Annotated in this window: 17 protein-coding genes; 4 read left to right on the top strand and 13 right to left on the bottom strand. The window is 45.8% G+C overall.

The window, feature by feature from the left end:
- Window positions 1-153 precede the first annotated feature (153 nt).
- Window positions 154-957, top strand: a complete 804-nt coding sequence (locus BLR32_RS00540; protein ID WP_089828295.1) for a carboxylesterase family protein — start codon at window positions 154-156, stop codon at window positions 955-957.
- Between the two features lie 33 nt (window positions 958-990).
- Here BLR32_RS00540 and recJ read toward each other — a convergent pair whose 3' ends face one another.
- Both recJ and BLR32_RS00530 read right to left on the bottom strand, forming a co-directional pair.
- Window positions 991-2,697, bottom strand: coding sequence for a single-stranded-DNA-specific exonuclease RecJ (gene recJ, locus BLR32_RS00535; RefSeq protein ID WP_089828294.1), 1,707 nt, complete (start codon window positions 2,695-2,697; stop codon window positions 991-993).
- A 69-nt stretch (window positions 2,698-2,766) separates the two neighbouring features.
- Window positions 2,767-3,732 carry a polyprenyl synthetase family protein gene (locus BLR32_RS00530; protein WP_089828293.1) on the bottom strand — a complete coding sequence of 322 codons (966 nt, stop codon included), beginning with the start codon at window positions 3,730-3,732 and terminating at the stop codon, window positions 2,767-2,769.
- 313 nt (window positions 3,733-4,045) lie between these two features.
- Between BLR32_RS00530 and BLR32_RS00525 the strand changes: the two genes are divergently transcribed.
- Both BLR32_RS00525 and BLR32_RS00520 read left to right on the top strand, forming a co-directional pair.
- Complete coding sequence (locus BLR32_RS00525) at window positions 4,046-5,590, top strand: OmpA family protein (RefSeq protein WP_089828292.1); 1,545 nt, start codon at window positions 4,046-4,048, stop codon at window positions 5,588-5,590.
- A gap of 139 nt (window positions 5,591-5,729) precedes the next feature.
- Window positions 5,730-7,685, top strand: coding sequence for a KUP/HAK/KT family potassium transporter (locus BLR32_RS00520; RefSeq protein ID WP_176842112.1), 1,956 nt, complete (start codon window positions 5,730-5,732; stop codon window positions 7,683-7,685).
- A gap of 34 nt (window positions 7,686-7,719) precedes the next feature.
- Here BLR32_RS00520 and BLR32_RS00515 read toward each other — a convergent pair whose 3' ends face one another.
- Window positions 7,720-8,583 (bottom strand): pirin family protein, encoded by an 864-nt coding sequence (locus tag BLR32_RS00515; RefSeq protein WP_089828290.1) that lies wholly within the window; start codon window positions 8,581-8,583, stop codon window positions 7,720-7,722.
- Between the two features lie 104 nt (window positions 8,584-8,687).
- Between BLR32_RS00515 and BLR32_RS00510 the strand changes: the two genes are divergently transcribed.
- Window positions 8,688-9,068 (top strand): YidH family protein, encoded by a 381-nt coding sequence (locus tag BLR32_RS00510; RefSeq protein ID WP_089828289.1) that lies wholly within the window; start codon window positions 8,688-8,690, stop codon window positions 9,066-9,068.
- Window positions 9,069-9,145: 77 nt separating this feature from the next.
- Here BLR32_RS00510 and ftsZ read toward each other — a convergent pair whose 3' ends face one another.
- From ftsZ to BLR32_RS00460, 10 genes are all read right to left on the bottom strand, one after another.
- Window positions 9,146-10,837 carry a cell division protein FtsZ gene (gene ftsZ, locus BLR32_RS00505; RefSeq protein WP_089828288.1) on the bottom strand — a complete coding sequence of 564 codons (1,692 nt, stop codon included), beginning with the start codon at window positions 10,835-10,837 and terminating at the stop codon, window positions 9,146-9,148.
- Window positions 10,838-10,981: 144 nt separating this feature from the next.
- Window positions 10,982-12,385, bottom strand: a complete 1,404-nt coding sequence (gene ftsA, locus BLR32_RS00500; protein WP_089828287.1) for a cell division protein FtsA — start codon at window positions 12,383-12,385, stop codon at window positions 10,982-10,984.
- Entirely contained in the window at window positions 12,382-13,509 is a 1,128-nt protein-coding gene (locus BLR32_RS00495; RefSeq protein ID WP_143011309.1) for a cell division protein FtsQ/DivIB, read from the bottom strand. The genes ftsA and BLR32_RS00495 overlap by 4 nt, the downstream gene beginning before the upstream one ends.
- A gap of 17 nt (window positions 13,510-13,526) precedes the next feature.
- Window positions 13,527-14,918 carry a UDP-N-acetylmuramate--L-alanine ligase gene (murC, locus tag BLR32_RS00490; RefSeq protein WP_089828285.1) on the bottom strand — a complete coding sequence of 464 codons (1,392 nt, stop codon included), beginning with the start codon at window positions 14,916-14,918 and terminating at the stop codon, window positions 13,527-13,529.
- A gap of 22 nt (window positions 14,919-14,940) precedes the next feature.
- Complete coding sequence (gene murG / locus BLR32_RS00485; RefSeq protein ID WP_089828284.1) at window positions 14,941-16,035, bottom strand: undecaprenyldiphospho-muramoylpentapeptide beta-N-acetylglucosaminyltransferase; 1,095 nt, start codon at window positions 16,033-16,035, stop codon at window positions 14,941-14,943.
- Window positions 16,036-16,060: 25 nt separating this feature from the next.
- Window positions 16,061-17,254 carry an FtsW/RodA/SpoVE family cell cycle protein gene (locus BLR32_RS00480; RefSeq protein ID WP_089828283.1) on the bottom strand — a complete coding sequence of 398 codons (1,194 nt, stop codon included), beginning with the start codon at window positions 17,252-17,254 and terminating at the stop codon, window positions 16,061-16,063.
- Window positions 17,255-17,308: 54 nt separating this feature from the next.
- The gene (gene murD / locus BLR32_RS00475) at window positions 17,309-18,649 is read right to left on the bottom strand and encodes a UDP-N-acetylmuramoyl-L-alanine--D-glutamate ligase (protein WP_089828282.1); all 1,341 of its coding nucleotides are present in this window, start codon (window positions 18,647-18,649) and stop codon (window positions 17,309-17,311) included.
- Window positions 18,650-18,651: 2 nt separating this feature from the next.
- Window positions 18,652-19,902 carry a phospho-N-acetylmuramoyl-pentapeptide-transferase gene (gene mraY, locus BLR32_RS00470; RefSeq protein WP_089828281.1) on the bottom strand — a complete coding sequence of 417 codons (1,251 nt, stop codon included), beginning with the start codon at window positions 19,900-19,902 and terminating at the stop codon, window positions 18,652-18,654.
- A gap of 77 nt (window positions 19,903-19,979) precedes the next feature.
- Complete coding sequence (locus tag BLR32_RS00465; RefSeq protein ID WP_089828280.1) at window positions 19,980-21,446, bottom strand: UDP-N-acetylmuramoyl-L-alanyl-D-glutamate--2,6-diaminopimelate ligase; 1,467 nt, start codon at window positions 21,444-21,446, stop codon at window positions 19,980-19,982.
- A 4-nt stretch (window positions 21,447-21,450) separates the two neighbouring features.
- Window positions 21,451-23,556 carry a penicillin-binding protein gene (locus BLR32_RS00460; protein ID WP_089828279.1) on the bottom strand — a complete coding sequence of 702 codons (2,106 nt, stop codon included), beginning with the start codon at window positions 23,554-23,556 and terminating at the stop codon, window positions 21,451-21,453.
- Window positions 23,557-23,560: the final 4 nt, after the last annotated feature.

Raw genomic sequence — 23,560 nt, 5'->3', positions numbered from 1 at the left:
CTATTTAGATAGATAAATGCCTGCATCCGTAGGATGCACCTGGGTGTTTCCAGTGGCAGTTTGATAGAAATATAGTAGGTTTGTAATAAGAAATAATAACCCGGATCCCGTCTCATAGCACATGAGACGGGATTTTTCATTTATGCCACACATATGAAAAGAAGAGTATTTAAGAGATTTCTTTATGTGCTACTGATTGTTCTATTAGGCAATATAGTAGCATGTTCCAAAAAGAATGATGCCGCAACACCCGGCGGCGACGGAACGGATACAATTCCTGATCCTCCCAAAGAAGACGTGTTTGATCCTCAAACCCCAGGTATTACAGTGAAAACAATGGATTACAAGGGTGGAAATATTGACGATTACCTGCTTTATGTTCCCGACACTTACAATGAGAAAAAGTCCTATAAATGGCCTATTGTGATCTTTTTGCACGGTGTAGGGGAAATAGGAAACGATATTAATGTGATCAGAAAAATAGGTTTACCAAGAGTGGTAACAGGAAAGCAGTTTGTAATGATTGCTCCACAGTGCACTGCCTCCTGGTGGAATACTGATGTTTTACAACAGTTGTATAAAGAAGTGCTGAAGAAATATCATGTGGATAGTTCACGTGTTTATTTAACCGGATTAAGTATGGGTGGATATGGTACCTGGAACTGGGCACAGACAAGTCCTGAGAAGTTTGCGGCTCTTGTGCCTATCAGCGGTGCAGGTACGCCATCGCAGGCTTGTGTATTGAAGAATATGCCGATATGGGACTTCCATAATGCCAATGATCCTACGGTAGCTGTATCCGGCTCGCGGGATATGGTGAATGCTTTAAAAGCATGTGGAAGTAACCTGGTTAAGTATACGGAAAATCCTACAGGAGGGCATGATGCCTGGACAAGAGCATATGCAGATACTGCATTATATACCTGGCTGCTGCAACAGAAAAAAGTAAAGTTGTAATAGCAAGTGTTAGTCGGTAATAAGTATTATTACTTAGTGATGTGCCCTGATGTCAATTACTTTGAGTTGCAGATTCATCTTACCGTTCCACTCGTTTTCATCGATGGTAAAGACCATATCGAAGGGTTCTTTGCTGTTTACAATGTGGAATTTTTCGGACATGTAGAATCCTATGCCCGTTAATGCATTGGGAGACTTGCCCTGTTTTACGGAGAACTTAATATGTTCATCTTTGACAAGCCTTGAATAACCGCTGTCTGTTACATTTCTGACGAGGAAAACGGGACGTAGGTTTTCCGGTCCCAGTGGTTCGAATTGACGCAGTATATTGAAGAAAGCGGGTGTAATATCTTTCAGTTGTATTTCGGTGTCGATCACTATTTCCGGTACCAGTAGATCCGGATCAATAGTAGTGGCTACCACTTCTTCAAATTTCTTTTGGAATGCAGCAACATTTTCAGGCTTTAATGTCATGCCTGCTGCATAGAAGTGACCTCCATAATTCTCAAGCAATTCCTTGCATTGGTGAATGGCTTCATATACATTGAAGCCGGTAACTGAACGTGCAGAACCAGCCACTTTATCATTGCTTAGTGTAAGAATAATAGTAGGCCGGTAATAATATTTATCAATCAGTCGGGAAGCAACAATTCCTACAACACCTTTGTGCCAGTCGGGTTTATAAAGAACGGTAGATTTTTTATCCTGCAGTGTAAGATCGTTCTGCAACAGTTCAACTGCTTCTTTGGTGATGTTACCGTCTATTTCTTTTCTGTCAAAATTGTCGGCATGCAACACTTTGGCAATTTCCATTGCCTTATCCTTATCTCTCTCTACGAAAAGATTCACTGCTTTTCTTGCATCATCCATTCTGCCTGCAGCGTTAACGCGTGGAGCGATCACAAATACAAGGTTGGAGATGGTCAGTTGTTCTTTTAATCCGCTGAGTTCTATCAATGCCTGTATGCCTGGAAGTGGAGATGAGTTTACTTTCTTTAATCCATGAAATGCCAGTACACGATTTTCTCCGGTCATTGGTACTATGTCAGCAGCTATGCTGGTAGCTACCAGGTCCAGGTAATTATGCACTTTTTCATCGGGCACACCTCTTTTCTGTGCGAAAGCGGAGATCAGTTTGTAACCGATGCCACAACCACTCAGCTCTTTATATGGATAAGGGCAGTCGTATTGTTTCGGATTCAGGATGGCAACAGCAGGAGGCAATATTGCATCCGGCAGGTGGTGGTCACAGATAATAAAGTCTATGCCATTGCCGGCGGCCCAGGTGATCTGGTCGATGGCTTTGATGCCACAGTCTAATGCAATAACCAGGGTAAAGTCATTATCCCTTGCATATTCTATCCCTTGCTGGGAAATACCATATCCTTCTTTATAGCGGTGAGGAATATAAAATTCGATATTATTATATAGAGAATGCAGAAAGTCAAAAACAGTAGCTACGGCGGTGGTGCCATCTACATCATAGTCGCCGAAAACAAGGATCTTTTCATTTCTGAAAAAGGCCTGTTCAATACGGGAGACCGCTTTATCCATATCTTTCATCAGCCAGGGATCGTGCAGATCTGCGAGTGTTGGCCGGAAGAAGAGGCGTGATTCATCGTAAGTATGCATACCGCGTTGTACGAGCAATCTGCATAGCAGCGGGTGAATACGCAAAGACGACTGGAGCAATGCTTCCTGTTTCGGTTGATAAGATCGGACTGTCCAGCGTTTTTGCATTTAGTGCCTGAGTTAGTATCTAAAGTTGTTTTGAATAATGTTCTGTCTCGGAAGATAAGTTTTTATTGGTTAAAAAGTACGATCTGTGGTATATCTTACTAATGTTTCCAGGCCGGTGCGGATATTGTTTTCCGGAAAGCTGTGAAGGATGGCCAGTGCATCGTCGCGGTACTCGAACATTTTCTGTTGGGTATATTCTATACCACCAGATTTTTTGACCAGGTCTATTACTTCGGCAACGCGGTCTTTATCGGTGTTGTGATTTTTGACGATATTGATAATATTCCTTCTGACTTCCGGAGTAGCATGTTCCAGTGTATAAATGAGCGGGAGGGTCATTTTCTTTTCCCTTATGTCAATTCCTGTAGGTTTGCCTATTTTTTCTGAACCATAGTCGAAGAGATCATCTTTGATCTGGAATGCCACACCTACTTTCTCGCCGAAAAGGCGCATTTTCTCTGTCGTTTCATCGTCGTTGGTAGTGCTCCAGGCGCCGGCCGCGCAGGCTGAGGCGAGGAGGGAGGCTGTTTTCCGGCGGATGATCTCGAAGTAGATGTCTTCTTTAATATTGAGCTTGCGGGTCTTTTCTATCTGCAGAAGTTCACCTTCACTCATTTCCCTTACGGCTTCTGAGAGGATCTTTAAGGCTTTGAACTCATTATTATTTACTGAAAGTAGTAATCCTTTGGACAGGAGATAGTCTCCTACCAGCACGGCTATTTTGTTTTTCCACAGTGCATTGATAGAGAAGAAGCCCCGTCTTTCGTTGGCATCGTCTACCACGTCGTCATGAACGAGTGTAGCTGTATGAAGCAATTCTACGAAGGCGGCGGCGTGATATGTGCTTTCCTGTATGTCGGCTTTAAAGAGTTTGGCAGATAAAAGCACAAACATGGGTCTGATCTGCTTGCCTTTACGTTTAACGATGTAATGCATGATCCTGTCCAAAAGGGGGACATGACTTTTTACAGCGTCTGCGAATTTGCTTTCAAAATCCTGTAATTCCTTACTGATCAGGTGTTTAATTTCGTCCATAGGTGCTTTAAAAAGATTGCTAAGCTATGCTTAAAATGTCAAATTTTAACAATTTGGCCCCTAATTTGTATATATGGGTGTAACATAACTTTAACATTACTTTGTTTTAGTTATAACAAATATGCTTATTCGTTATATACCGATTCAAATTAAGGTATAACATTTGTTTTACCTAAGCACTAGTAGTTAACTAGTTATCAATGAAAATAATATTGTAACAAAAATTTGAATATTCATCTGAGAATTTTACCTTTGCTGGGTAAAAAAACGGGTTATTAGTAAATTTTTAACAGTTTTTAAATAGAAAACAATTATGGCAAGCAAAAAGTACTTATTACTGGCAGGCGCTATGAGTCTCCTAGCGGCGTCCTCCAGTTTTGCACAAGTTACCCCTGTTTATGATGCCCTGGATTCAAGTAAAGTACCAGCGTCAAGACAGGCCCAACAGAACAACTTTTCCAACCATCAGTATGATTTCCCTGCGAAACCTCGCGATATGTGGGAATTAGGTTTCCATGGTGGTCTGCACCTGATCAACGGTACTATTCCAGCTAGACCTGGTTTTGGTGGTGGTGTTTCCCTGAGAAAATCTCTGGGTCATACTATCTCGATCAGAGCTGAGTATACCGGTTCCTTCGATAAAGGTCTGGATTACAGATTAAGGCCAGCGATCACCACTGGTAGCAATGCATGGGCAGCAACCGCAGCAGCTAACAACGGTCTGATCGTAGCTAACTATAAAACTGCTACCCACCAGCTGTCTTTTGACCTGATGGCTTCTCTGAGCAACATCCTGTTCTACAAGGCACAGCCTAAGATCAACTGGTATGTATTCGGTGGTTACAGCCTTGGTCTGATCGACGTTGACGTTGATGCGTTGAACGGTAGTGCAGCTTACAACTACAGCAGCATTAACTTCTCTGCTCCTCGTAAAGACATCAAGGATCAGCTGAAAAACCTGTTAGACGGTGATTACGAGCAGAACGCTCCATCTCAGGGTAACAGAGCTAACATCGGTCGTAAGAACGACAACCAAATGTGGCGTCATGGTGCTGATTTCGGTACCGGTATCGCTTACAGAATTTCTAAACGTTTCAACATCGGTATCGAAGAGAAATATACTCTGTACTTTGATGACTATCTGGACGGTTATTCCTCTCCATACACCAGTCACAAAGATGCGTTCAGCTATACCAGCATTCGTCTGAACTTCAACCTGGGTAACTCCGCTAAACGCGTTGAGCCATTATGGTGGGTAAATCCGCTGAACTACGCTTACAACGAACTGAGCGCTCCTCGTCACATGAAGCTGCCTACTCCGGTACTGCCTGATGCTGATGGTGATGGTGTTACTGACCAGTTTGATCGTGAGCCTAACACACCAGCTGGTGCTCCAGTTGATGTTCACGGTGTAGCTAAAGATACTGATGGTGACGGTGTTCCTGACTTCAAGGATAAACAACTGGTTACTCCAACTTACTGCCAGCCAGTTGACGCTGATGGTGTTGGTAAATGCCCAGATCCTGAGTGCTGCAAAAATATGGTACAACAAACAGCTTGTAACACACTGGTTCTGCCTAGCGTAAGCTTCAAAGGTAGCTCTACTAAAGTTGCTACTGACAACGAAGCTGTTCTGGCAAGCGTTGCAAGCACACTGAAAGCTAACCCATCTTGTAACATCCTGGTTACCGGCCACGCTGGTGCTAAAGGTAAGAAAGGTGGTGTTGACCTGAGCAGCAGAAGAGTAGATGCAGTTATCGACTACCTGGCTGATAAACAAGGTATCGATCGCGGTCGCTTCATCAAACAAAACACTCCTGGTGAGTCTTCAACTGTTGATTTAGCTCCAGCTAACTAATAGTGTCTCACTAAGAAGATATAAGGCCCCGTCTCGTGTAAAACGAGACGGGGTTTTTTTATAAGCGTATTTTTTGATATTTGTACATCTGCGCAATTCCACCTAACTTTGGTGGCTTTTTTATTAAATACATATTTTCGTGAGAAAAGACATTAACAGGGTAAGCCTGGCCGGTTTAGTAGTAGCTTTGGGTATTATCTACGGTGATATTGGAACCTCTCCGTTATACGTTTTCAAGGCAATTGTAGGCAATAACCCTGTAAGCGACCTGCTGGTTATCGGTGCTATATCCTGTATCATCTGGACCCTAACGTTACAAACGACTATTAAATATGTGATCCTGACACTTCGGGCCGATAACAAAGGTGAAGGCGGGATTTTTTCATTATATGCATTGGTCAGACGGCATGCCAAATGGGCCGTTATCTTCGGGATGATAGGAGGGGCTGCCCTCCTCGCCGACGGGATCATTACCCCACCCATCACTGTTACCTCTGCTATAGAAGGTTTGCGAACCCTGGAAGTATTTAAAGACCTCAGCCAGTTTACTATTGTAAAGATTGTACTGACCATTATCACCGCCATGTTCGTAGTACAGCAATTTGGTACCGTATCTATCGGTAAATTGTTTGGCCCTATCATGGTGATCTGGTTTTCTATGCTGGGTGTGCTGGGACTGTCGCACATCGTGGACGATGTTGCTATCTTCAAAGCATTCAGCCCTCATTATGCTATCGAACTGTTAACTACCTACCCTCGTGGGTTTATGATATTAGGAGCGGTATTCCTGTGTACCACCGGGGCAGAAGCCCTGTATTCCGACCTGGGGCACTGTGGTAAAGGGAATATCCGGATATCCTGGATCTTTGTAAAGGCCTGTCTGATCCTGAACTATCTTGGTCAGGGCGCCTGGTTACTCACCCAGAAAGGACAGATCATCCCTAAAGACCAGAACCCATTCTTCGCTATCATGCCTGAGTGGTTTGTCATCTTCGGAGTATTGATTGCCACCCTGGCATCCATTATCGCCAGCCAGGCACTGATATCCGGGTCTTTTACCCTCATTTCAGAAGCTATGCGTCTGAACCTCTGGCCTAAATTAAAGATCAACTATCCTACCGAAGAGCGTGGACAGCTATATATACCTGGTATCAACACCATGCTGTTTGTAGGTTGTGTAGCTATTGTACTGATATTTAAGGAGTCCAGCTCCATGGAAGCGGCCTATGGATTGTCCATCACCATCTGTATGCTGATGACGTCCTGCCTGTTTGCCTTTTATTTATATACGCGGAGGGTCCGGCTTGGCCTGATACTGATCTACCTGGTTATCTATTTTACTATTGAGTTCTCTTTCCTCTTTGCCAACCTGGTGAAATTCATGCATGGCGGTTATGTGACCGTAATAGTGGCTGGGATCCTCTTCCTGGTCATGATGGTATGGTTCAAATCCAGGAAGATCAAGAACCGTTACGTGGAATTTGTAAGGCTGGAAGACCATCTTCCGGTGATCCAGGAGCTGAGTAATGACAGCACCATCCCTAAATATGCCACTCACCTGGTTTATATGAGTAGTGCTGACAATCCGAAGGAGATTGAACATAAGATCATTTATTCTATCCTGAATAAGAAGCCTAAAAGGGCAGATATATACTGGTTTGTACACGTAGATGTTGTGGATGAGCCTTACCTGAGTGAATATTCCGTACAGACGATCATTCCGAATGAGGTGATCAGAGTGGAATTCAGACTGGGCTTTAAAGTGGAGCAGCGTATTAACCTGATGTTCCGTATGGTGGTGGAAGACATGGTGCGTAATAAGGAAGTGAACATCACCAGCCGCTATGAATCTCTGAGTAAGAACAATGTAGTAGGGGACTTCCAGTTTATCGTAATGGAGAAATTCCTTTCGCATGATAATGACCTGCCGCTTTACGAGCGTTTGGTAATGCGTATGTACTTCTTCCTGAAGAAGATCAGCTTATCGGAAGAGCGTGGTTTTGGACTGGATTCCAGCTACGTAACGATTGAAAAATATCCGCTGGTTGTGTCGCCTGTCACGAACCTGCAATTACGACGGATCATACATTCTTAATAGAAAGGCCAGCATTATGCTGGCCTTTTCACTTCTAGTCTATATAGAACCCAAATTTTCCCATACGCTCATCTCTCATTGCTTCCATAATCTCGGTTTGCGTATTCATTACATAAGGGCCATGCCAGGCAACAGGCTCATTTAATGGCGCTCCATCACAATAAAGGATAATGGCATCACTGCTGGTTGTGATATTGATGGTATCACCGTCGTTATTAAAGAGCACCAGCGACCTGTCTCCGGCTGTTGTGCCATTCACAGTTACATTGCCCCGCAATACATAAAATAAGACATTCCTGCCCTCCGCCACATTGATATCTGCCTTGCTATCAGGCTGCATGGTGATCAGGGCTGCATTGACCCCTGTAAGGGAATTAATAGCGCCTTTATGACCATTCCAGCTGCCTCCTGCGACGGCTATTTGCACCTTGTCATTGTCTGCAGTTATTACCGGAATATCGTTTTTCTGCAAGCCGGTATATTTAGCCGGATTCATCTTCAATTTAGCTGGCAGATTGATCCAGAGCTGTAAGAGCTCAAGGTCTCCGCCTTCTTCCTTAAAGGACTTCTCCACATATTCATTATGTATCAATCCCCTTGCTGCCGACATCCACTGTACGCCGCCTGCATCAATTCTGCTATGATAACCGTGAGAGTCTTTATGTACTACGTGTCCGCTGATAATCCAGGTCACTGTTTCGAAGCCTCTATGCGGGTGAGGGCCAAAAGGCATACCACTGTTGAAAGGTGGTAAGGTCATTGGTCCGTGGTGATGTAATAACAGGAATGGATCTGTCGCTTTGCCGTCCTGATAGGGCAAAGGACTGTAGAAGTAATAATCGCTCAGAGAGCCGCTTATCGGGTGGTTGTTTACAACCTTGTTTACTGTCTTTTGCATAAGCAAATTTACGAAGAGGGGAGGGGGTGGGGAATGGATAGATGTGGGGAAGTGGTGGATGATTTTAAGCGGAATTGGTTTATCTTTTATAGAAAATAATCCTGATGGCAGAAGATCAAAAAAGAGGAAATCCGAGCGACCATCTTGCAAACGAGCGTACTTTACTTGCATGGACTAGAACAAGTATAGGGATCATGGCGTTTGGTTTTGTAGTGGTCAAATTTTCGCTGTTTGTTAAGCAGATATCATTGGTACTTGGAAAGGATTATGCCGTTCATTCCAGGGGCTATTCTGCTGTCGTAGGTATATTATTGGTGGCGGTTGGGGCAGCTACTACAGTGTTCTCTTATATTCGTTACAAACGTACGGAAGCACAGCTGACAGACGGAACTTATAGTCACTCTTCTCTGCTCATTACCCTGCTGACGGGATTTATATTCCTGGTAAGTTTATTCCTGATAGTTTACCTTATAGAAAGTGCTTAACGGATAAAAAAAGTCCCCCGGGGAACCGGAGGACTTTTCTTTAACACAACTAAAAAACAATCAAACGTCCGAATAGATCAATCGGGTTTTTTCCCATCTAAAAAGGTATTAATCGTATTAATTTCCGCCTGGTTATTCTGACCGTCGGAAATAGTATAGTTAGAATAGAAGTTTTCTGCTGATCCCGCGCCGTTATCGAGGTTGATATTACGACGGATGTAGGCAGGAACATTTTCCATTTCTGTGTTATTATCTATTCCTTTCACGTTGAAGCTGATGCTGCGCAGTTTTGCCACGCGTTCAGCCTGTTTGCGTTTTTGTTCTTCCAGTTGTTCTTCGAAAGCCTGCAGTTGGATATCTGAAGGTATTTCGGGTGCCTGATCTTCATCCCTGAAAACCATTTTCATTTCCGGAACATCCGGAGATGTTGGTGTGTTGCCTCCCGGCTCAATGTAGATGTATGCAGGACCTGCAGGGTAACCACCGGCTGCAGGAGTAGGTTGTATAACATTTACACCTGCACCGTATCCTGCCATTGGCTGGGTAGTCACAGCAGAAGGTTCAACGTTCAGTGTAAAGTTTAACCTTTCCGGCTGTTGAGGAGCAGGAGGAGTGAAGGTAGTTGCAGGCTGGGTAACCACAGGTTCTACCAGGCGGGGCGCCATCAGGTCCGCTGGTTCAACGAATAATGTCTGTTGCTGATTATTCATTTTCTTTTCATCACCATCTTGGCCCAGCTGCATTACAATTTTAGGCTGTTCCTGGGAAGGATCCTGTGGAGTCATTTTTACCTGTTGGATCGGTTTCTGTTCAAAACCAGTCGCGATGATGGTTACGCCCAGTTTACGATCCAGGGTAGTGTCATAGCCCACACCGAGGATCACATCGCAATCCTCGCCTGCCTGGCTTTGAACGTATGCCTGTATAGTATCCATTTCATCCAGGGTGTGTTCGAACTCACCTTCTGCAGAGGAAATGTTGATCAGGATCCATTTAGCACCACGGATGTCGTTATCATTCAGCAATGGAGAAGTCAGTGCCTCTTCGATTGCTTTCTGTGCACGGTTTTCACCTTCTGCAGTAGCAGCACCGAGGATGGCCACACCACCATTACGCATAACAGTACAAACGTCCGCAAAATCCACGTTGATCTGACCAGTTGAGTTGATCACATCGGTGATGCATTTTGCTGCGGTAGCGAGTACGTTATCTGCTTTTTCGAAGGCAGCTTTGAATTTCAGATCGCCGTATTTCTGGCGAAGCTTGTCATTAGAGATGATGAGCAGTGTATCAACATAATCTTTCAATCTGCTGACACCTTCATCTGCCTGCGCCATCCTTTTTTTCCCTTCATAAGAGAAAGGAGTAGTAACAATCCCCACCGTAAGAATACCCAGCTCCTTACATATACGTGCGATGATAGGTGCGCCACCGGTACCGGTACCACCACCCATTCCTGCAGTAATGAAGGCCATCTTGGTATTCACCTCCAAGATCTTTTTGATTTCTTCAAAGGACTCTTCCGTCGCCTGTTCACCGATGCGCGGATTGGCGCCTGCGCCCAGTCCCTGTGTCAAGTGTGGTCCTAACTGTATTTTGTTAGGCACGGGGCTGTTTGCAATAGCCTGTGCGTCGGTATTACAGATGATAAAATTCACACCCTCAATGCGTTGGTTGAACATATGGTTCACCGCATTGCTCCCACCACCACCAATGCCTATCACCTTGATGATGGAAGATTTTTCTTTGGGAAGATCAAAATGTATCATGACTCTATCTCTTTTATGGGTTAGTTAGTATAATTAATAATGCCCACAATTCTTTTCTACGTTATTAATTATCCCTTTATTAATTACTTGATTTTTAAATCGTTTGTGGCTGCAACAATTGCGCCATATACCGACAATACCCTGTTAAAGTTTCGCATCTTCCTCTTCCGTGAACATGTCTATGATCTTTGTCTTCATCCTGTCCAGGAATGTTTTCAGCGAAGCATTCCGTTCTTTAGCTTTTCTTTCCTGTATCTGCTCAACGGTCGGCTCTTCATCTTCCCACGCGTCTTCATCCTGCAGCGCCGCTTTTGCCGCCTGTTCTTTTGCCAGGTAGCTGGTATTGATCTTTACATAGTTCTCTTCCAGTGCTCTGCGGTCATTCTCATAATCATTGTAACCTTTGAGGATGAGACCAACGCAGGTAGCGTACATAGGTTTGGTCAGTTCGTCAATATGACCGCTGGCCAGATGCTCGTTCGGATAACCGATACGTGCGCTTACACCGGTTGTATATTCAGTTAACTGTATGAGATGTTTCAGCTGGGAACCTCCACCGGTCAGGATAATACCGCCATTCAGCATCTTATTGTCCATACCGATCTGTTTCAGATGATACACCACGAAGTCCATGATCTCACTCATACGTGCCTGTATGATGTGGGCCAGGTTCTTTACAGAAATCTCTTTCGGGCTTTGTCCACGCAGACCAGGAATAGTGATGTACGCGTTATTCTTAGCTTCATCAGCCAAAGCATAACCGAACTGCACTTTCATCTGTTCTGCCTGTGTTTTCAGTACACCCAGACCGTTTTTGATATCGTTGGTGATGTTCTCACCACCGTATGGGATCACGGCTGTGTGTTTCAGAATACCTTCATAGAACACGGCGAGGTCTGTTGTACCACCACCAATGTCTACGATAGCAACGCCTGCTTCGAAGTCCATATCACACATTACTGCTGCTGCAGACGCCAGTGGCTGCAGTACCAGGTCATGTATTTTCAGACCGGATTTCTCCACGCTACGGTTGATATTACGGATAGCGTTCTTGTCGCCGGTGATGATGTGGAAGTTGGCGCCCACTTTTACACCTGACATACCGATAGGGTAGGTGATGTTCTGGAGGCTATCCACGATATACTGTTGTGGTATCACGTCAATGATCTGATCACTGGCGGGAATCACAGTTTTATATTGGTCATTGATCAGCTGATCGATGTCTTTCTGAGAAATTTCGGCTTCGGTATCGCTGCGCACGATGTCACCGCGAGTCTGCAGACTCTTGATGTGGTGTCCGGCAATACCAACATATACTTCATTGATCTCGAGATTCGGATTAGAAGCGTAGCAGTTTTCCAGGGCCTGGCGGATAGCCTTGATAGTCTGATCAATATTCAGCACCATTCCGTGCTGAACACCGAAAGATGGGGCTTTACCAAATCCCAGGATTTCCAGTTTCCCGTATTCATTCTTTCTTCCTGCGATGGCAGCAATCTTTGTAGTTCCAATATCGAGACCTACAATGATGGGAGCTTCCTGATTCATGGCGTTCTATTATTTTTTGTTGTGTTGACAGATTTTTTAACCGGCTTATACACTGCTTTCGGCCCCTTTTTATCGGCTGCCGTAACCTTTTGTACTTTCGGTTTTGAAGATGCCTGCTTAGATGTTACTTTGGCCTGCGCCTGCTTTGGTGTTGCCACTTTGGCTTTAGCTTGCGTCGGCTTAGGTGTCGTCACTTTTGCCTGCTTCTTCATCATCGATGTTGTTTCTGCTTGCGTTATTTCATCGTGGTGTATGAGGAACTTTGCGGCAGAATCCCCTCCGGCGTTACGTGCACTATCTGCAGTTGCCAGTTTCCTGGATAATTCCTCACCGTTCCTTCTTGTACATACAACCTCATTTTCATAAGCAACATTAATCCTTGCGTAATTATTCCAACCCACTTTATTCAGTCCCTCTTTATAAAACGCCAGCAGTTTGCTGAACTTTTTCTCTACATCGGTTCCTTCGCCGAAGGCAATAACATGATCGCCTAATTTCGGGATGATCTCAAATTCGCGTGCCGGCGTGATCACTACCTGTTCTACCTGTGCAGACCAGAAGGGATCTTCCATGATATAGGTGCCCAGGGTCATAATTCCTGCCGCCAGTGAGCTGTCTGCTCCTTTCAACTTTGCAGCATTTGCCGGAAAGTCTGCGGGGAAATCTGTGAACACCGGTACCCGGGCGGTGTAACGGGCAGATACCGGAATCCGGTCTCCTTCCGTATCGAAGTAAAAGCTGTTGCCGGCCGCCGTGAATATGCGCGCTACCGGCTCACGCTGTGTTACTTTTATATTCAGTTTGCGCTGATTGTCAAGGAATATCTCTGCATTCTTTACCCAGGGATCACGTGATACGATCTTTTCCAGGTTAGCTGTATTAATATCCTTGATCCGTTTGCCGACAGGATTGATGTCCTTGTCTGCTACCAGTGCTTTGATATCTCTTTCCTCAATAAAGAAGTTGCCCTCGTCTCCCTGCAATTTCACAACGATCCCTGTGCATTTACCATCATTCTTGTCATTCACTGCGGCTACCAGGATGACAACAAAGCCCGCCAGCACCCCTAACCACATCAGGGCGGTGCCGATTCGTTTTAATACTTTACGGGTTTTGGTTTGCATTGGGTGTTATACTTTTTTTATTCGTCTTTCTTTACTTCTTCATTGTCTATGATGCCCTTTCCAGTCAGTATTTCCTGTGCGGGTTCCCGGAACTGGTCAATGTCTCCTGCACCTGCCGTGATAAATAGTGGCGCACTGTTCGCTTTTATCCAGGGTAACACATCTTCTTTTTGTATCACCTGAACGGGCTTACTGATCTTCTTCGCTATCATTTCGCTGTGTACACCTTCGATTGGTAGTTCTCTGGCCGGATAGATAGGCAGTAACAGTACCTCATCTGCGAGCGAGAGACTTTCAGCAAAACCGTCTGCGAAGTCGCGTGTGCGTGTGTACAGATGCGGCTGAAACAGCACGATACATTTCCTGTCGGGGAATAATGCACGGGCGCTGGTGATCAGTGCACGCAATTCTTCCGGATGGTGTGCATAGTCGTCGATATACACCTGATAGTCGTTCTTCACCAGGTACTCGAACCTGCGTTTGATACCTTTAAAGTCGGCAATAGCTGCTTTGATCTTATCATCTTCGATACCCAGCAGGTGTGCAACAGCGATGGCTGCTACGGTGTTTTCGATGTTGTGGGTACCGCCAACAGGAAGATAGATGTTCTTCAGTTTCCAGTCTTTCTGTACCACATCGAACATATAACCGCCTTCTGTTGGCTGTATATTGTTGGCATATATATTCGCTTTGTTGTCGTCCAGGTGATACCAGATGTGGTTATTGCCTTTAAGTTCATCAGCGCGGTGCAAACCCTGCTTAGCCACCAGTGTGCCTTTTGCTTTGATGTTGCGGGTGTACTGTATAAATGCTTCCTGTACTTCTTCTTCTGTGCCGTAAATATCCAGGTGGTCTGCATCAATGGCGGTTAATACTGCCACATCAGGATGCAGTTTCAGGAAAGAACGGTCATATTCATCGGCTTCTATCACAGCCACCTGTTTGCTGCTGCTCCAGAAGTTACGGTCATAGTTGGCGCTGATTCCTCCGAGGAAAGCGTTACAGCCATAACCGGTATGCCTGAGTATGTGTGCGATCAGGGTAGAGGTAGTGGTTTTACCATGTGTGCCACCTACTGTGATTGCATACAGGTTCCTGGTGATCTCCTGTAATACATCACTGCGTTTCACCACTTCATATCCCTGTTCCTTGAACCAGATCAGTTCTGAGTGGGAGCCAGGAATGGCGGGTGTGTACACTACCAGTTCTGCCTGTTTGTCTAACAGTTCTACATCGTCGGTATAATGGATCTGCATGCCTTCTTCAGCTAACTGGCGGGTAAGCGCCGTCTCGGTACGGTCATAACCGCTCACCTGCACACCCTTCTCATTGAAGAAGCGTGCAATGGCGCTCATGCCAATGCCTCCGATGCCGATGAAGTACACACGTTTTATGTTGTTCAGATCCATTGTCTCAATTGCGTATTACTGATTACCCTATTAATCCCATTACTTCTTTTGCGATAACCATATCAGCATTGGTGTTACCCAGTTTGCCGATATTTTCTGCCAGTTGTTCCAGCAGTGCTTTGTTTTGTACCAGGCTGAATAATGTTGTTCCCAGCTGTGCGGCTGCATCATCATTTTTAATCATGATAGCTGCTTTTTTATCCACCAGGCTTTGTGCATTGAAGGTCTGATGATCTTCTGCTGCAAAGGGGTATGGTACGAATATGACTGGCTTTTTCACTACACACAATTCAGCAATGGCCAGTGCTCCTGCACGTGATATCACTACATCTGCTGCTTTATAGGCGAAGTCCATCAGGTTGATGAATTCAAACACCTTTACATGAGATGAGTATGCGGCTGCTGCGCTCTTTGCTGTTTCGAAATATGGCTTACCTGTTTGCCAGATCAGCTGGATATCTTTCTCTACAAAGCTGGACAGCAGCGGATGCAGTGCTTCGTTGATCGCTTTCGCGCCAAGGCTGCCGCCCACTGCGAATACGGTTGTTTTACCGCTTTTCAGTCCGAAGTGCTGCAATGCATCTTCCTTTGTTACGGACGACTGCGTGATATTATTTCTTACAGGATTGCCTGTGAAGATGATCTTATCAGCAGGGAAGAATTTCTGCATGTTTTCGTAACCGGTACAGATCTTCCTTGCTTTCCTGCCCAATACCATATTGGCTTTACCGGCGAAGGAGTTCTGTTCCTGTATCAGTGTCGGGATGCCTTTGCTCTGCGCTTTACGCAGGATGGGGAAACTGGCATAACCGCCAACGCCCACCACTGCCTGTGGCTGGAAACGTTCAATAATGCGGCGTGCCTGTCCCAGGCTTTTGATCACTTTAAAAGGCAGCAACAGGTTTTTCAACATGTTACTACGGTTTAACCCGGCTATTTCGAGTCCTTCGATCTTGTAGCCTGCCTGTGGCACTTTTTCCATCTCCATCTTTCCTTTGGCGCCTACAAAAAGGATCTCTGTTTCCGGGTCTATCTTCTTCAACGCATTGGCAATAGCAATAGCCGGGAAGATATGTCCTCCTGTTCCGCCACCTGCTATGATTATTCTGCGTTGCATATGTATCGTTTTTACTTTGGTTGTTTTAAGCTGCCGGTTGTATACCGTTTTCTTCCATCACTTTAGCGATCCGCTCCTGTTCTATTCTCTTGCCTTCGAGTTCTTCCACATTGCGTGATACGCTGAGTATAATTCCGATGGCCAGGCTGGTAAAGATTACGGAAGAACCTCCCATACTTACCAGTGGTAGTGTAACCCCTGTTACGGGGAACAGGCCCACATTCACTGCCATATTTGTAAGTGCCTGTATTACAAGCGTGACACTGAGTCCTACTGCGAGAAATGCACCGAATGCGTAAGGGCATTTCCTGTATATGCGGATGCTGCGTAAGAGTAGCAACATGTAGGCCATCAATATCAAAAAGGCGCCAAAGATACCATACTCCTCGATAATTGTTGCATATATATAGTCACTATATGCATGAGGAAGAAAATTTCTTTGTGTGCTGTTGCCAGGACCCTTACCCAGTACGCCTCCGCCGGCAATCGCGATATTCGCCTGTTGCACCTGGTAAGGTTGTTCTGCGTTATCATCTCCTGAGAAATGTTCCAACCTGTTGATCCAGGTTTGTGTACGCATTTCAAGGCCGGTGATCTTCGCAATGGCAAACATGAGTAACACGAGTACCACTACAGCTAAGACCATGGAAGCCAGGAACCTGACAGGTACCCGGCCTATAAAGCACAGAATCATGCAGCTGGCGCCCAGCAGCAAGGCTGTAGACATGTTTGCCGGCATGATCAGCATACAGATGATACTTACCGGTATAATGATGGGCAAAAAGCCCTTCCTGAAATCAGTGATCACGTGCTGCCGTTTGGACAGCTGTCTGCTCACATACATGAATATGGCCAGTTTGGCTACGTCCGATGTCTGGAATGTCAGGTTGATAACTGGCAGTCTTATCCAACGGCTGGCGTCGTTGATGTTGTGTCCGAATGCCAGTGTGTAGATGAGTAAAGGTATAGAGACAAGAAATCCTATCTGCGCGGCACGTGAGTAAATAGTATAGTTCACCCGATGTGCGAAGTAGATGATCAGCAGCCCCATGCCCAGTACGCTCAGTTGTTTGAATAGATAGTACTCCGTGTGACCTCCCTGTTCCCGATACGCCAGCGATCCCGTGGCGCTGTAAACAGCGAGCAGGCTTACCAGTGACAGGAAGATAACGATCGTCCATATCACTCTGTCTCCTTTGGTCCTATGAAGTACGTCCATTTCACTCTTTTGGCGCCGGTTGTCTGAGTGTATTACTTTCAGACAACAAGCCGGTTACAGTTCTTTGACTGCCTCCTTGAACTGCTTGCCTCTGTCTTCGTAATTCTTGAAGAGGTCGAAGCTGGCGCAGGCAGGGGAGAGCAATACTACATCTCCTTTTGTTGCATGCTGGAATGCTGCCTGAACAGCATCCTTCATATTGCGTGTATCTACCATCACTGGTGTATCGTTGGATAATGCTTCCTGGATAGGGGCATTGTCAACACCGAGACAGATAATAGCTTTTACTTTTTCTTTTACCAGATCCTGGATCGCGCTGTAGTCATTTCCTTTATCCACACCACCCATGATGAGTACTACAGGATGTTCCATGCTTTCCAATGCAAACCACAGAGAGTTTACGTTGGTTGCTTTACTATCATTTATGAAATCCACTCCGCGCACAGTAGCTACATACTCCATGCGGTGCTCCAGGCTCTTGAAAGAAGTAAGACTCTCGCGGATCTTCTCTTTCCTGATGTCCATGGTGCGTCCTGCAATACCCGCTGCCATTGAATTATACAAGTTATGTTTGCCTTTCAGCGCAAGATCATACATTGATACGATCATTGGCTCATCATTCACCTGGATGTTCACCTGTTCGTTTGCCATAAATCCTCCTTGCTTTAATGGTTCCATGATAGTAAAGGGTATTGTTGTTGAATAAATAGTTTGCTTCCTTAAATAATCGCTGATCTCGGGATCATCCATGCAATAGACGAAGTAATCTTCCGGACCCTGGTTCATTGCTATGCGGAACTTTGATGCCACATAGTTTTCCATTTTGTACTCATAACGATCCAGGTGATCTGGTGTTATGTTCAGCAGAATGGCTACGTCAGGCTTGAATTCCTTAATATCATCCAGCTGAAAACTGCTGACTTCCACGATATAGTAATCCGCTGGTGCAGTGGCTACCTGCCTTGCATAACTAAGGCCTATATTGCCTACCATCGCTGCTTTCATTCCTGCTCTTTCGAAGATGTCGAACGTCAGTGCAGTGGTAGTGCTTTTGCCGTTGCTACCGGTGATGGCAATGACCTTGCTGTCTTTGCTGAACCGGTAAGCGAATTCTATTTCGGAGATCACTGGTACCTGTTTTTCCCGCACTTTTTTCATTAACTCACTCTTCTCGGGTATGCCAGGACTTTTGATGATCTCATCAGCATTCAGGATCACATCCCAGGAGTGCCGCCCTTCTTCAAACGGAATATGGTTGACCGCCAGTTCCTGTTTGTAGATGTCTTTTATAGCACCGCCATCAGACACAAATACATCATACCCCCGCTGCTTCCCTAGAAGGGCAGCGCCGATACCGCTTTCGCCGGCTCCGAGTATGATGAGTTTCTTTTGCATGTTTATCTCATTTTCAACGTTGCTATAGATACTGCTGCACAGATAATGGTAACGATCCAGAACCTTGTTGCAATTTTACTTTCGTGATATCCCAGCTTCTGATAGTGGTGGTGAAGAGGAGACATCCTGAAGATGCGTCTTCCTTCGCCATATTTCTTTTTAGTGTATTTGAAGTAGGACACCTGCAGCACTACGCTGAGATTTTCTACCAGGAACACACCACAGAAGATAGGTATCAGTAATTCCTTTCTTACGATGATCGCGATGGAAGCGATGATACCTCCCAGTGCAAGGCTACCGGTATCACCCATGAATACCTGCGCCGGATAAGCATTATACCAGAGGAAGCCCACACATGCACCCACAAAGGCGGCAATGAAGATGGATAATTCACCCAGGTTAGGGATATACATAATGTTCAGATACTCTGCAAACTGAATGTTACCCGATACGTAAGCAAAGATGCCGAGACACACACCGATCACTGCCGAGACTCCCGTGGCAAGGCCATCGAGGCCGTCCGTAAGGTTGGCGCCATTTGATACGGCGGTGATGATCACTATTACGATCAGGATATACAGGATGAATGTATATTTCTCCGCACCTGCTCCCATCCAGGAGATCAGTTTGGCGTAGTTGAACTCATGATTTTTTACAAAAGGAATGGTGGTGATTGGCGTCTTTACATCTGCAAACCGGTGTCCATCCTTTGTAACTCTTTCTTTGTGGTGCACATCTCTTTCATATGAAGCGAGTTTGTTACCGCTGATGATTTCGCGGGAAATCACTACGTTATCATTGAAATAGAGTGTGCTGCCTATGATGATACCCAGACCGATCTGTCCGAGTACTTTGAACTTACCTGCCAGTCCTTCTTTATTTTTCTTGAACACCTTGATGTAGTCATCCAGGAATCCGATCAGTCCCAGCCATACGGTACATAAGAGCATCAGCCATACATACACCGTTTTGATCTGGGCGAAAAGGAGGGTAGGAATGAGAATGGAAGACAAAATGATGAGACCACCCATGGTAGGGGTACCTTTCTTGGAATTTTCTCCAGCCAGGCCCAGGTCGCGGATGGTTTCCCCGATCTGTTTGCGCTGCAGGTAACGGACGATGCGCTTACCTAATAACAAAGAAATCGCTAACGACAGCAGCAATGCCATTGTAACACGGAAGGTGATGAATTGAAACATCCCGCTACCGCTGAAGTTTAATGATTTGAGATAGTTAAATAAGTAATATAGCATATAGTTAGTTAGTCTCTGTCAGTTGCCTGTAGTCGTTACTTACAGGTTTAGTTTTGTTAGTTGTCTCAGCATTGTTGTTATTTCCCCATTAGTTCCAGCATTTCACGTAACACCTGTTTGTCGTCAAAAGGGTGTTTCACTCCCTGGATATCCTGGTATTTTTCGTGGCCTTTACCTGCTACCAGGATAATATCTTCCGGGTTGGCCAGGCTTACAGCTGTTTTAATGGCTTCTTTTCTGTCGGTGATAGACAGTGATTTTTTCTTCTGATGCACTGGTATACCTGCTTCCATCTGGTGAATGATGGCTACCGGATCTTCTGAGCGTGGATTGTCAGAAGTCAGGATCACCTTATCACTGTGTTCAGTGGCTACTGCTGCCATCACGGGGCGTTTCGCTGTATCGCGGTCGCCGCCGCAACCTACCACTGTAATCACCTGTTCGTTGCCTTTGCGCAGGTTCTTGATAGTGGCCAGCACGTTCAGCAGCGCATCAGGTGTATGTGCATAATCGACAATTCCAATGATCCTGTCGTTGGCCGACATGATATAGTCGAATCTGCCTTCAGCGCCAGACAGGTCGCTGAGTGCCTGCAGTACTTCGTCCTTATCCTGTCCCAGCAATATGGCTGTGCCATATACCGCCAGTAAGTTGTATGCATTGAATTCACCTATCAGGCGGAAATGCACCTCTTTTTCATTCACGGTCATGATCAGCCCTGTCAGGTTGTTTTCAAGGATCTTACCCTTGAAGTCAGCTACTGTACGCAGGCTGTATGATTGTTTCTTTGCACGGGTGTTCTGCAGCATTACGTTACCCCGCTTGTCATCCAGGTTGGTGAGTGCAAAGGCAGTAGGTGGCAGTCCGTCAAAGAAGGCTTTTTTCACCCTGATATATTCGTCGAAAGTCTTGTGGTAATCCAGGTGATCGTGTGTGATGTTGCTGAATATACCACCAGCGAATTTCAGTCCGGCGATACGTTGCTGATGCACCGCGTGGGAGCTGACTTCCATAAACACATATTCACAACCTTCATCCACCATTTCTGCCAGCAGGGCATTCAGGTGAATGGCGTCAGGAGTGGTATGTGTAGCCGGAACGATCTTGTCGCCGATCTGGTTCTGAACAGTAGACAGCAATCCGCAGTGGAAACGCAGTTTACTGAACAGGCGGAACAGGAGGGTAGCGATGGTGGTTTTACCATTGGTACCTGTTACACCGACCAGTTTCAGTTTATGTGACGGATTATCGTAAAAGTTACCTGCGATGATGCCAGCTGCGGTAGCGCTGCTGTTCACAAGTACGTAGGTCACTCCGTCTGCCAGGTTTTGTGGCAGTTCTTCACAGATGATAGCTGCGGCGCCCTGTGCAAGGGCTTTATCTATAAACAGGTGACCATCTGCATGTACGCCTTTTATTGCAATAAAGGCATCTCCCTGACCAATGGCCCGGGAGTCGATGCTTAATGAGTTAACAGCAGTATCTGTACTGCCGTGTATCTCACGGATGCTCACATTGTATAGTATGTCACGCAACGTCTTCATTCTCTTAGCTCAGTTCTATTACGATTGTCTGATTTCTTTCTAACTGGGAGCCGCCGGGTATTGACTGACTGGTCACCTTTCCGGCTCCTTTGATGATCACACGCAATCCTGCATTCTCCAACAGGTACAGTGCATCTTTTAATCCCATTCCCGTTACATTGGGCACTCCTCCTTTCACTTGCTGTACCTGCGCGAAAGCGATCTTTTTATCATCCACTTTCGGGCTTACCCAGCTGCTGTTATTCACACTACCCGCCATTGGCAGGTTCAGTTTATTCAGTATTGTTTTCCATTCGCGTCCCTGTCCGTTTTTAAACGCCAGCAATGTATCTATTGCCAGGGAAGCACGCATGGGCTTTTGTTTCTCCACTGCGATCGCGTACAGTTTGTCGGCTACTTCGCGGAACACAGGTCCTGCTACCGCACCTCCGTAGAACTTCGCCGCATCTGGCTTGTTCTTGATCACCACTACACAGGTGAACTGCGGATCGTTGGCCGGGAAGTACCCTGCAAATGAAGACTGGTAGATCTTATCTGCATACCCCTGTTTACCGTTGGCTACCAGGGCGGTACCGGTCTTGCCGGCAAATTTGTAGTACGGCGACCATAAGGCTTTGGCCGTACCATTGGTCACCACACCTTCCAGCATCTGTCTTACCTGCCTGAGCGTGTTTTGCGAGCAGATACTGTCCATCACCACTTCCGGATCGAAGTATTCCACCGGCTGACCATATTCCATGATGGAGTTTACCAGGTAAGGCTTCATCATGGTGCCGTTGTTAGCGACTGCGTTGTACAACATGCAGGTTTGTAACGGACTTATTAACACTTCGTATCCAAAGGCCATCCATGGCAGGGTGGTGGAACTCCATGTCCTTGATTTCGTATTCTTGATCACCGGTTTACCTTCCCCTACGAGGTCGATACCGGTGGGTTTGTCCAGCTTCAGTTTACGCAGGTGCGCTACAAAGTCGTTCGGCCTTTTTGCGTAACACTGCATGGCCAGCTTTGCCATTCCCACGTTGGAGCTCAGTTCGAAAGCATGTTTGATGCTGACGTTTGTTTGTCCGGGGTGAGGTTCGGAATCAAACACTGTTCTCCTTCCAATCTGCCAGCGGCCTTCGTTCAGGTTTACCTGGTTGTTCATGGTGACGTACTGATCATCCAGGGCAGCGATCACGGTAGCCAGTTTGAAAGTGGATCCCGGTTCGCCTACCTGTAAGGCGTAGTTCATGTCTTCCCAGTAGCTGCCATCGGGTTGCCGGCCTAAGTTGGCAATGGCTTTTATCTTACCGGTTTTCACTTCCATCAGGATGCAGGTGCCGTGTTCTGCTTCGTTGCTCACCATCATATTCATGAGCGCTGTTTCCACGATGTCCTGCATATTGACGTCGATGGTGGTGATGATATCTCGTCCGTTCTCAGGTTCGATATCGTATCCTTCCACGGGAACAAATGTTCCACCGGCGATACGGCGCATCAGTCTTTTACCGGTAACGCCTTTTAAATATTTATCGTAGGTCCTTTCGAGACCTACGTTCTGTGCATTTTCCCTTGCCAGTCCTATTGTACGGTTAGCCAATAGTTTGAAGGGGTTGATGCGTTTATTTTTCGTTTCTGCGATCAGGCCGCCTTTGTTCTTTCCCAGTCTGAACATCGGGAAGTCGCGGACTGCCTGATACTGGGTAAATGTTACATCTCTTTTGAGGAGATAGTACCTGTCTTTGTTCTTGTATGCGTCCCGCAGGATATGTTTGTATTCTGCGGGCGTATGATCGCCGAACAGTTCGGAAAGGCGAATAGACAATGAGTCAACATTGTCTGTGAATATCTTTCCTTTATTTTCCCGCAGGCCATCAGCAGCGAAATCCACCCTCAGATTAAAGTAAGGGATGGAAGTGGAAAGCATTCTGCCTTCTTCTGAATAAATAGTGCCACGGTCAGCATCGAGAGAAACGTAGCGGGTATGGAGGCTGTCTGCCATACTGCGCCAGTAGTTGCCTTCTACGTTCTGTACGATGAACACTTTTACAAGGATTGCCGCACCAAACAGTCCCATGCCAATAAAGCATAGATACACACGCCACAATATGTCTTTCTTTACTTCCACTGTT

Source organism: Chitinophaga filiformis (genome assembly GCF_900102545.1).
Lineage (GTDB): Bacteria > Bacteroidota > Bacteroidia > Chitinophagales > Chitinophagaceae > Chitinophaga > Chitinophaga filiformis.
Note: the sequence above shows the minus strand (reverse complement) of the source record. Positions and strands in the feature narration are given on the sequence as shown.

What these genes read in the sequence shown, in the direction of transcription:
- murC (WP_089828285.1), bottom strand. Translation starts at nt 14,918, where the DNA reads ATGGATCTGAACAACATAAAACGTGTGTACTTCATCGGCATCGGAGGC.
- ftsZ (WP_089828288.1), bottom strand. Translation starts at nt 10,837, where the DNA reads ATGATACATTTTGATCTTCCCAAAGAAAAATCTTCCATCATCAAGGTG.
- BLR32_RS00525 (WP_089828292.1), top strand. Translation starts at nt 4,046, where the DNA reads ATGGCAAGCAAAAAGTACTTATTACTGGCAGGCGCTATGAGTCTCCTA.
- mraY (WP_089828281.1), bottom strand. Translation starts at nt 19,902, where the DNA reads ATGCTATATTACTTATTTAACTATCTCAAATCATTAAACTTCAGCGGT.
- ftsA (WP_089828287.1), bottom strand. Translation starts at nt 12,385, where the DNA reads ATGAATCAGGAAGCTCCCATCATTGTAGGTCTCGATATTGGAACTACA.
- BLR32_RS00465 (WP_089828280.1), bottom strand. Translation starts at nt 21,446, where the DNA reads ATGAAGACGTTGCGTGACATACTATACAATGTGAGCATCCGTGAGATA.
- recJ (WP_089828294.1), bottom strand. Translation starts at nt 2,697, where the DNA reads ATGCAAAAACGCTGGACAGTCCGATCTTATCAACCGAAACAGGAAGCA.
- BLR32_RS00495 (WP_143011309.1), bottom strand. Translation starts at nt 13,509, where the DNA reads ATGCAAACCAAAACCCGTAAAGTATTAAAACGAATCGGCACCGCCCTG.
- BLR32_RS00515 (WP_089828290.1), bottom strand. Translation starts at nt 8,583, where the DNA reads ATGCAAAAGACAGTAAACAAGGTTGTAAACAACCACCCGATAAGCGGC.
- BLR32_RS00510 (WP_089828289.1), top strand. Translation starts at nt 8,688, where the DNA reads ATGGCAGAAGATCAAAAAAGAGGAAATCCGAGCGACCATCTTGCAAAC.
- BLR32_RS00480 (WP_089828283.1), bottom strand. Translation starts at nt 17,254, where the DNA reads ATGGACGTACTTCATAGGACCAAAGGAGACAGAGTGATATGGACGATC.
- murD (WP_089828282.1), bottom strand. Translation starts at nt 18,649, where the DNA reads ATGCAAAAGAAACTCATCATACTCGGAGCCGGCGAAAGCGGTATCGGC.
- BLR32_RS00540 (WP_089828295.1), top strand. Translation starts at nt 154, where the DNA reads ATGAAAAGAAGAGTATTTAAGAGATTTCTTTATGTGCTACTGATTGTT.
- murG (WP_089828284.1), bottom strand. Translation starts at nt 16,035, where the DNA reads ATGCAACGCAGAATAATCATAGCAGGTGGCGGAACAGGAGGACATATC.
- BLR32_RS00530 (WP_089828293.1), bottom strand. Translation starts at nt 3,732, where the DNA reads ATGGACGAAATTAAACACCTGATCAGTAAGGAATTACAGGATTTTGAA.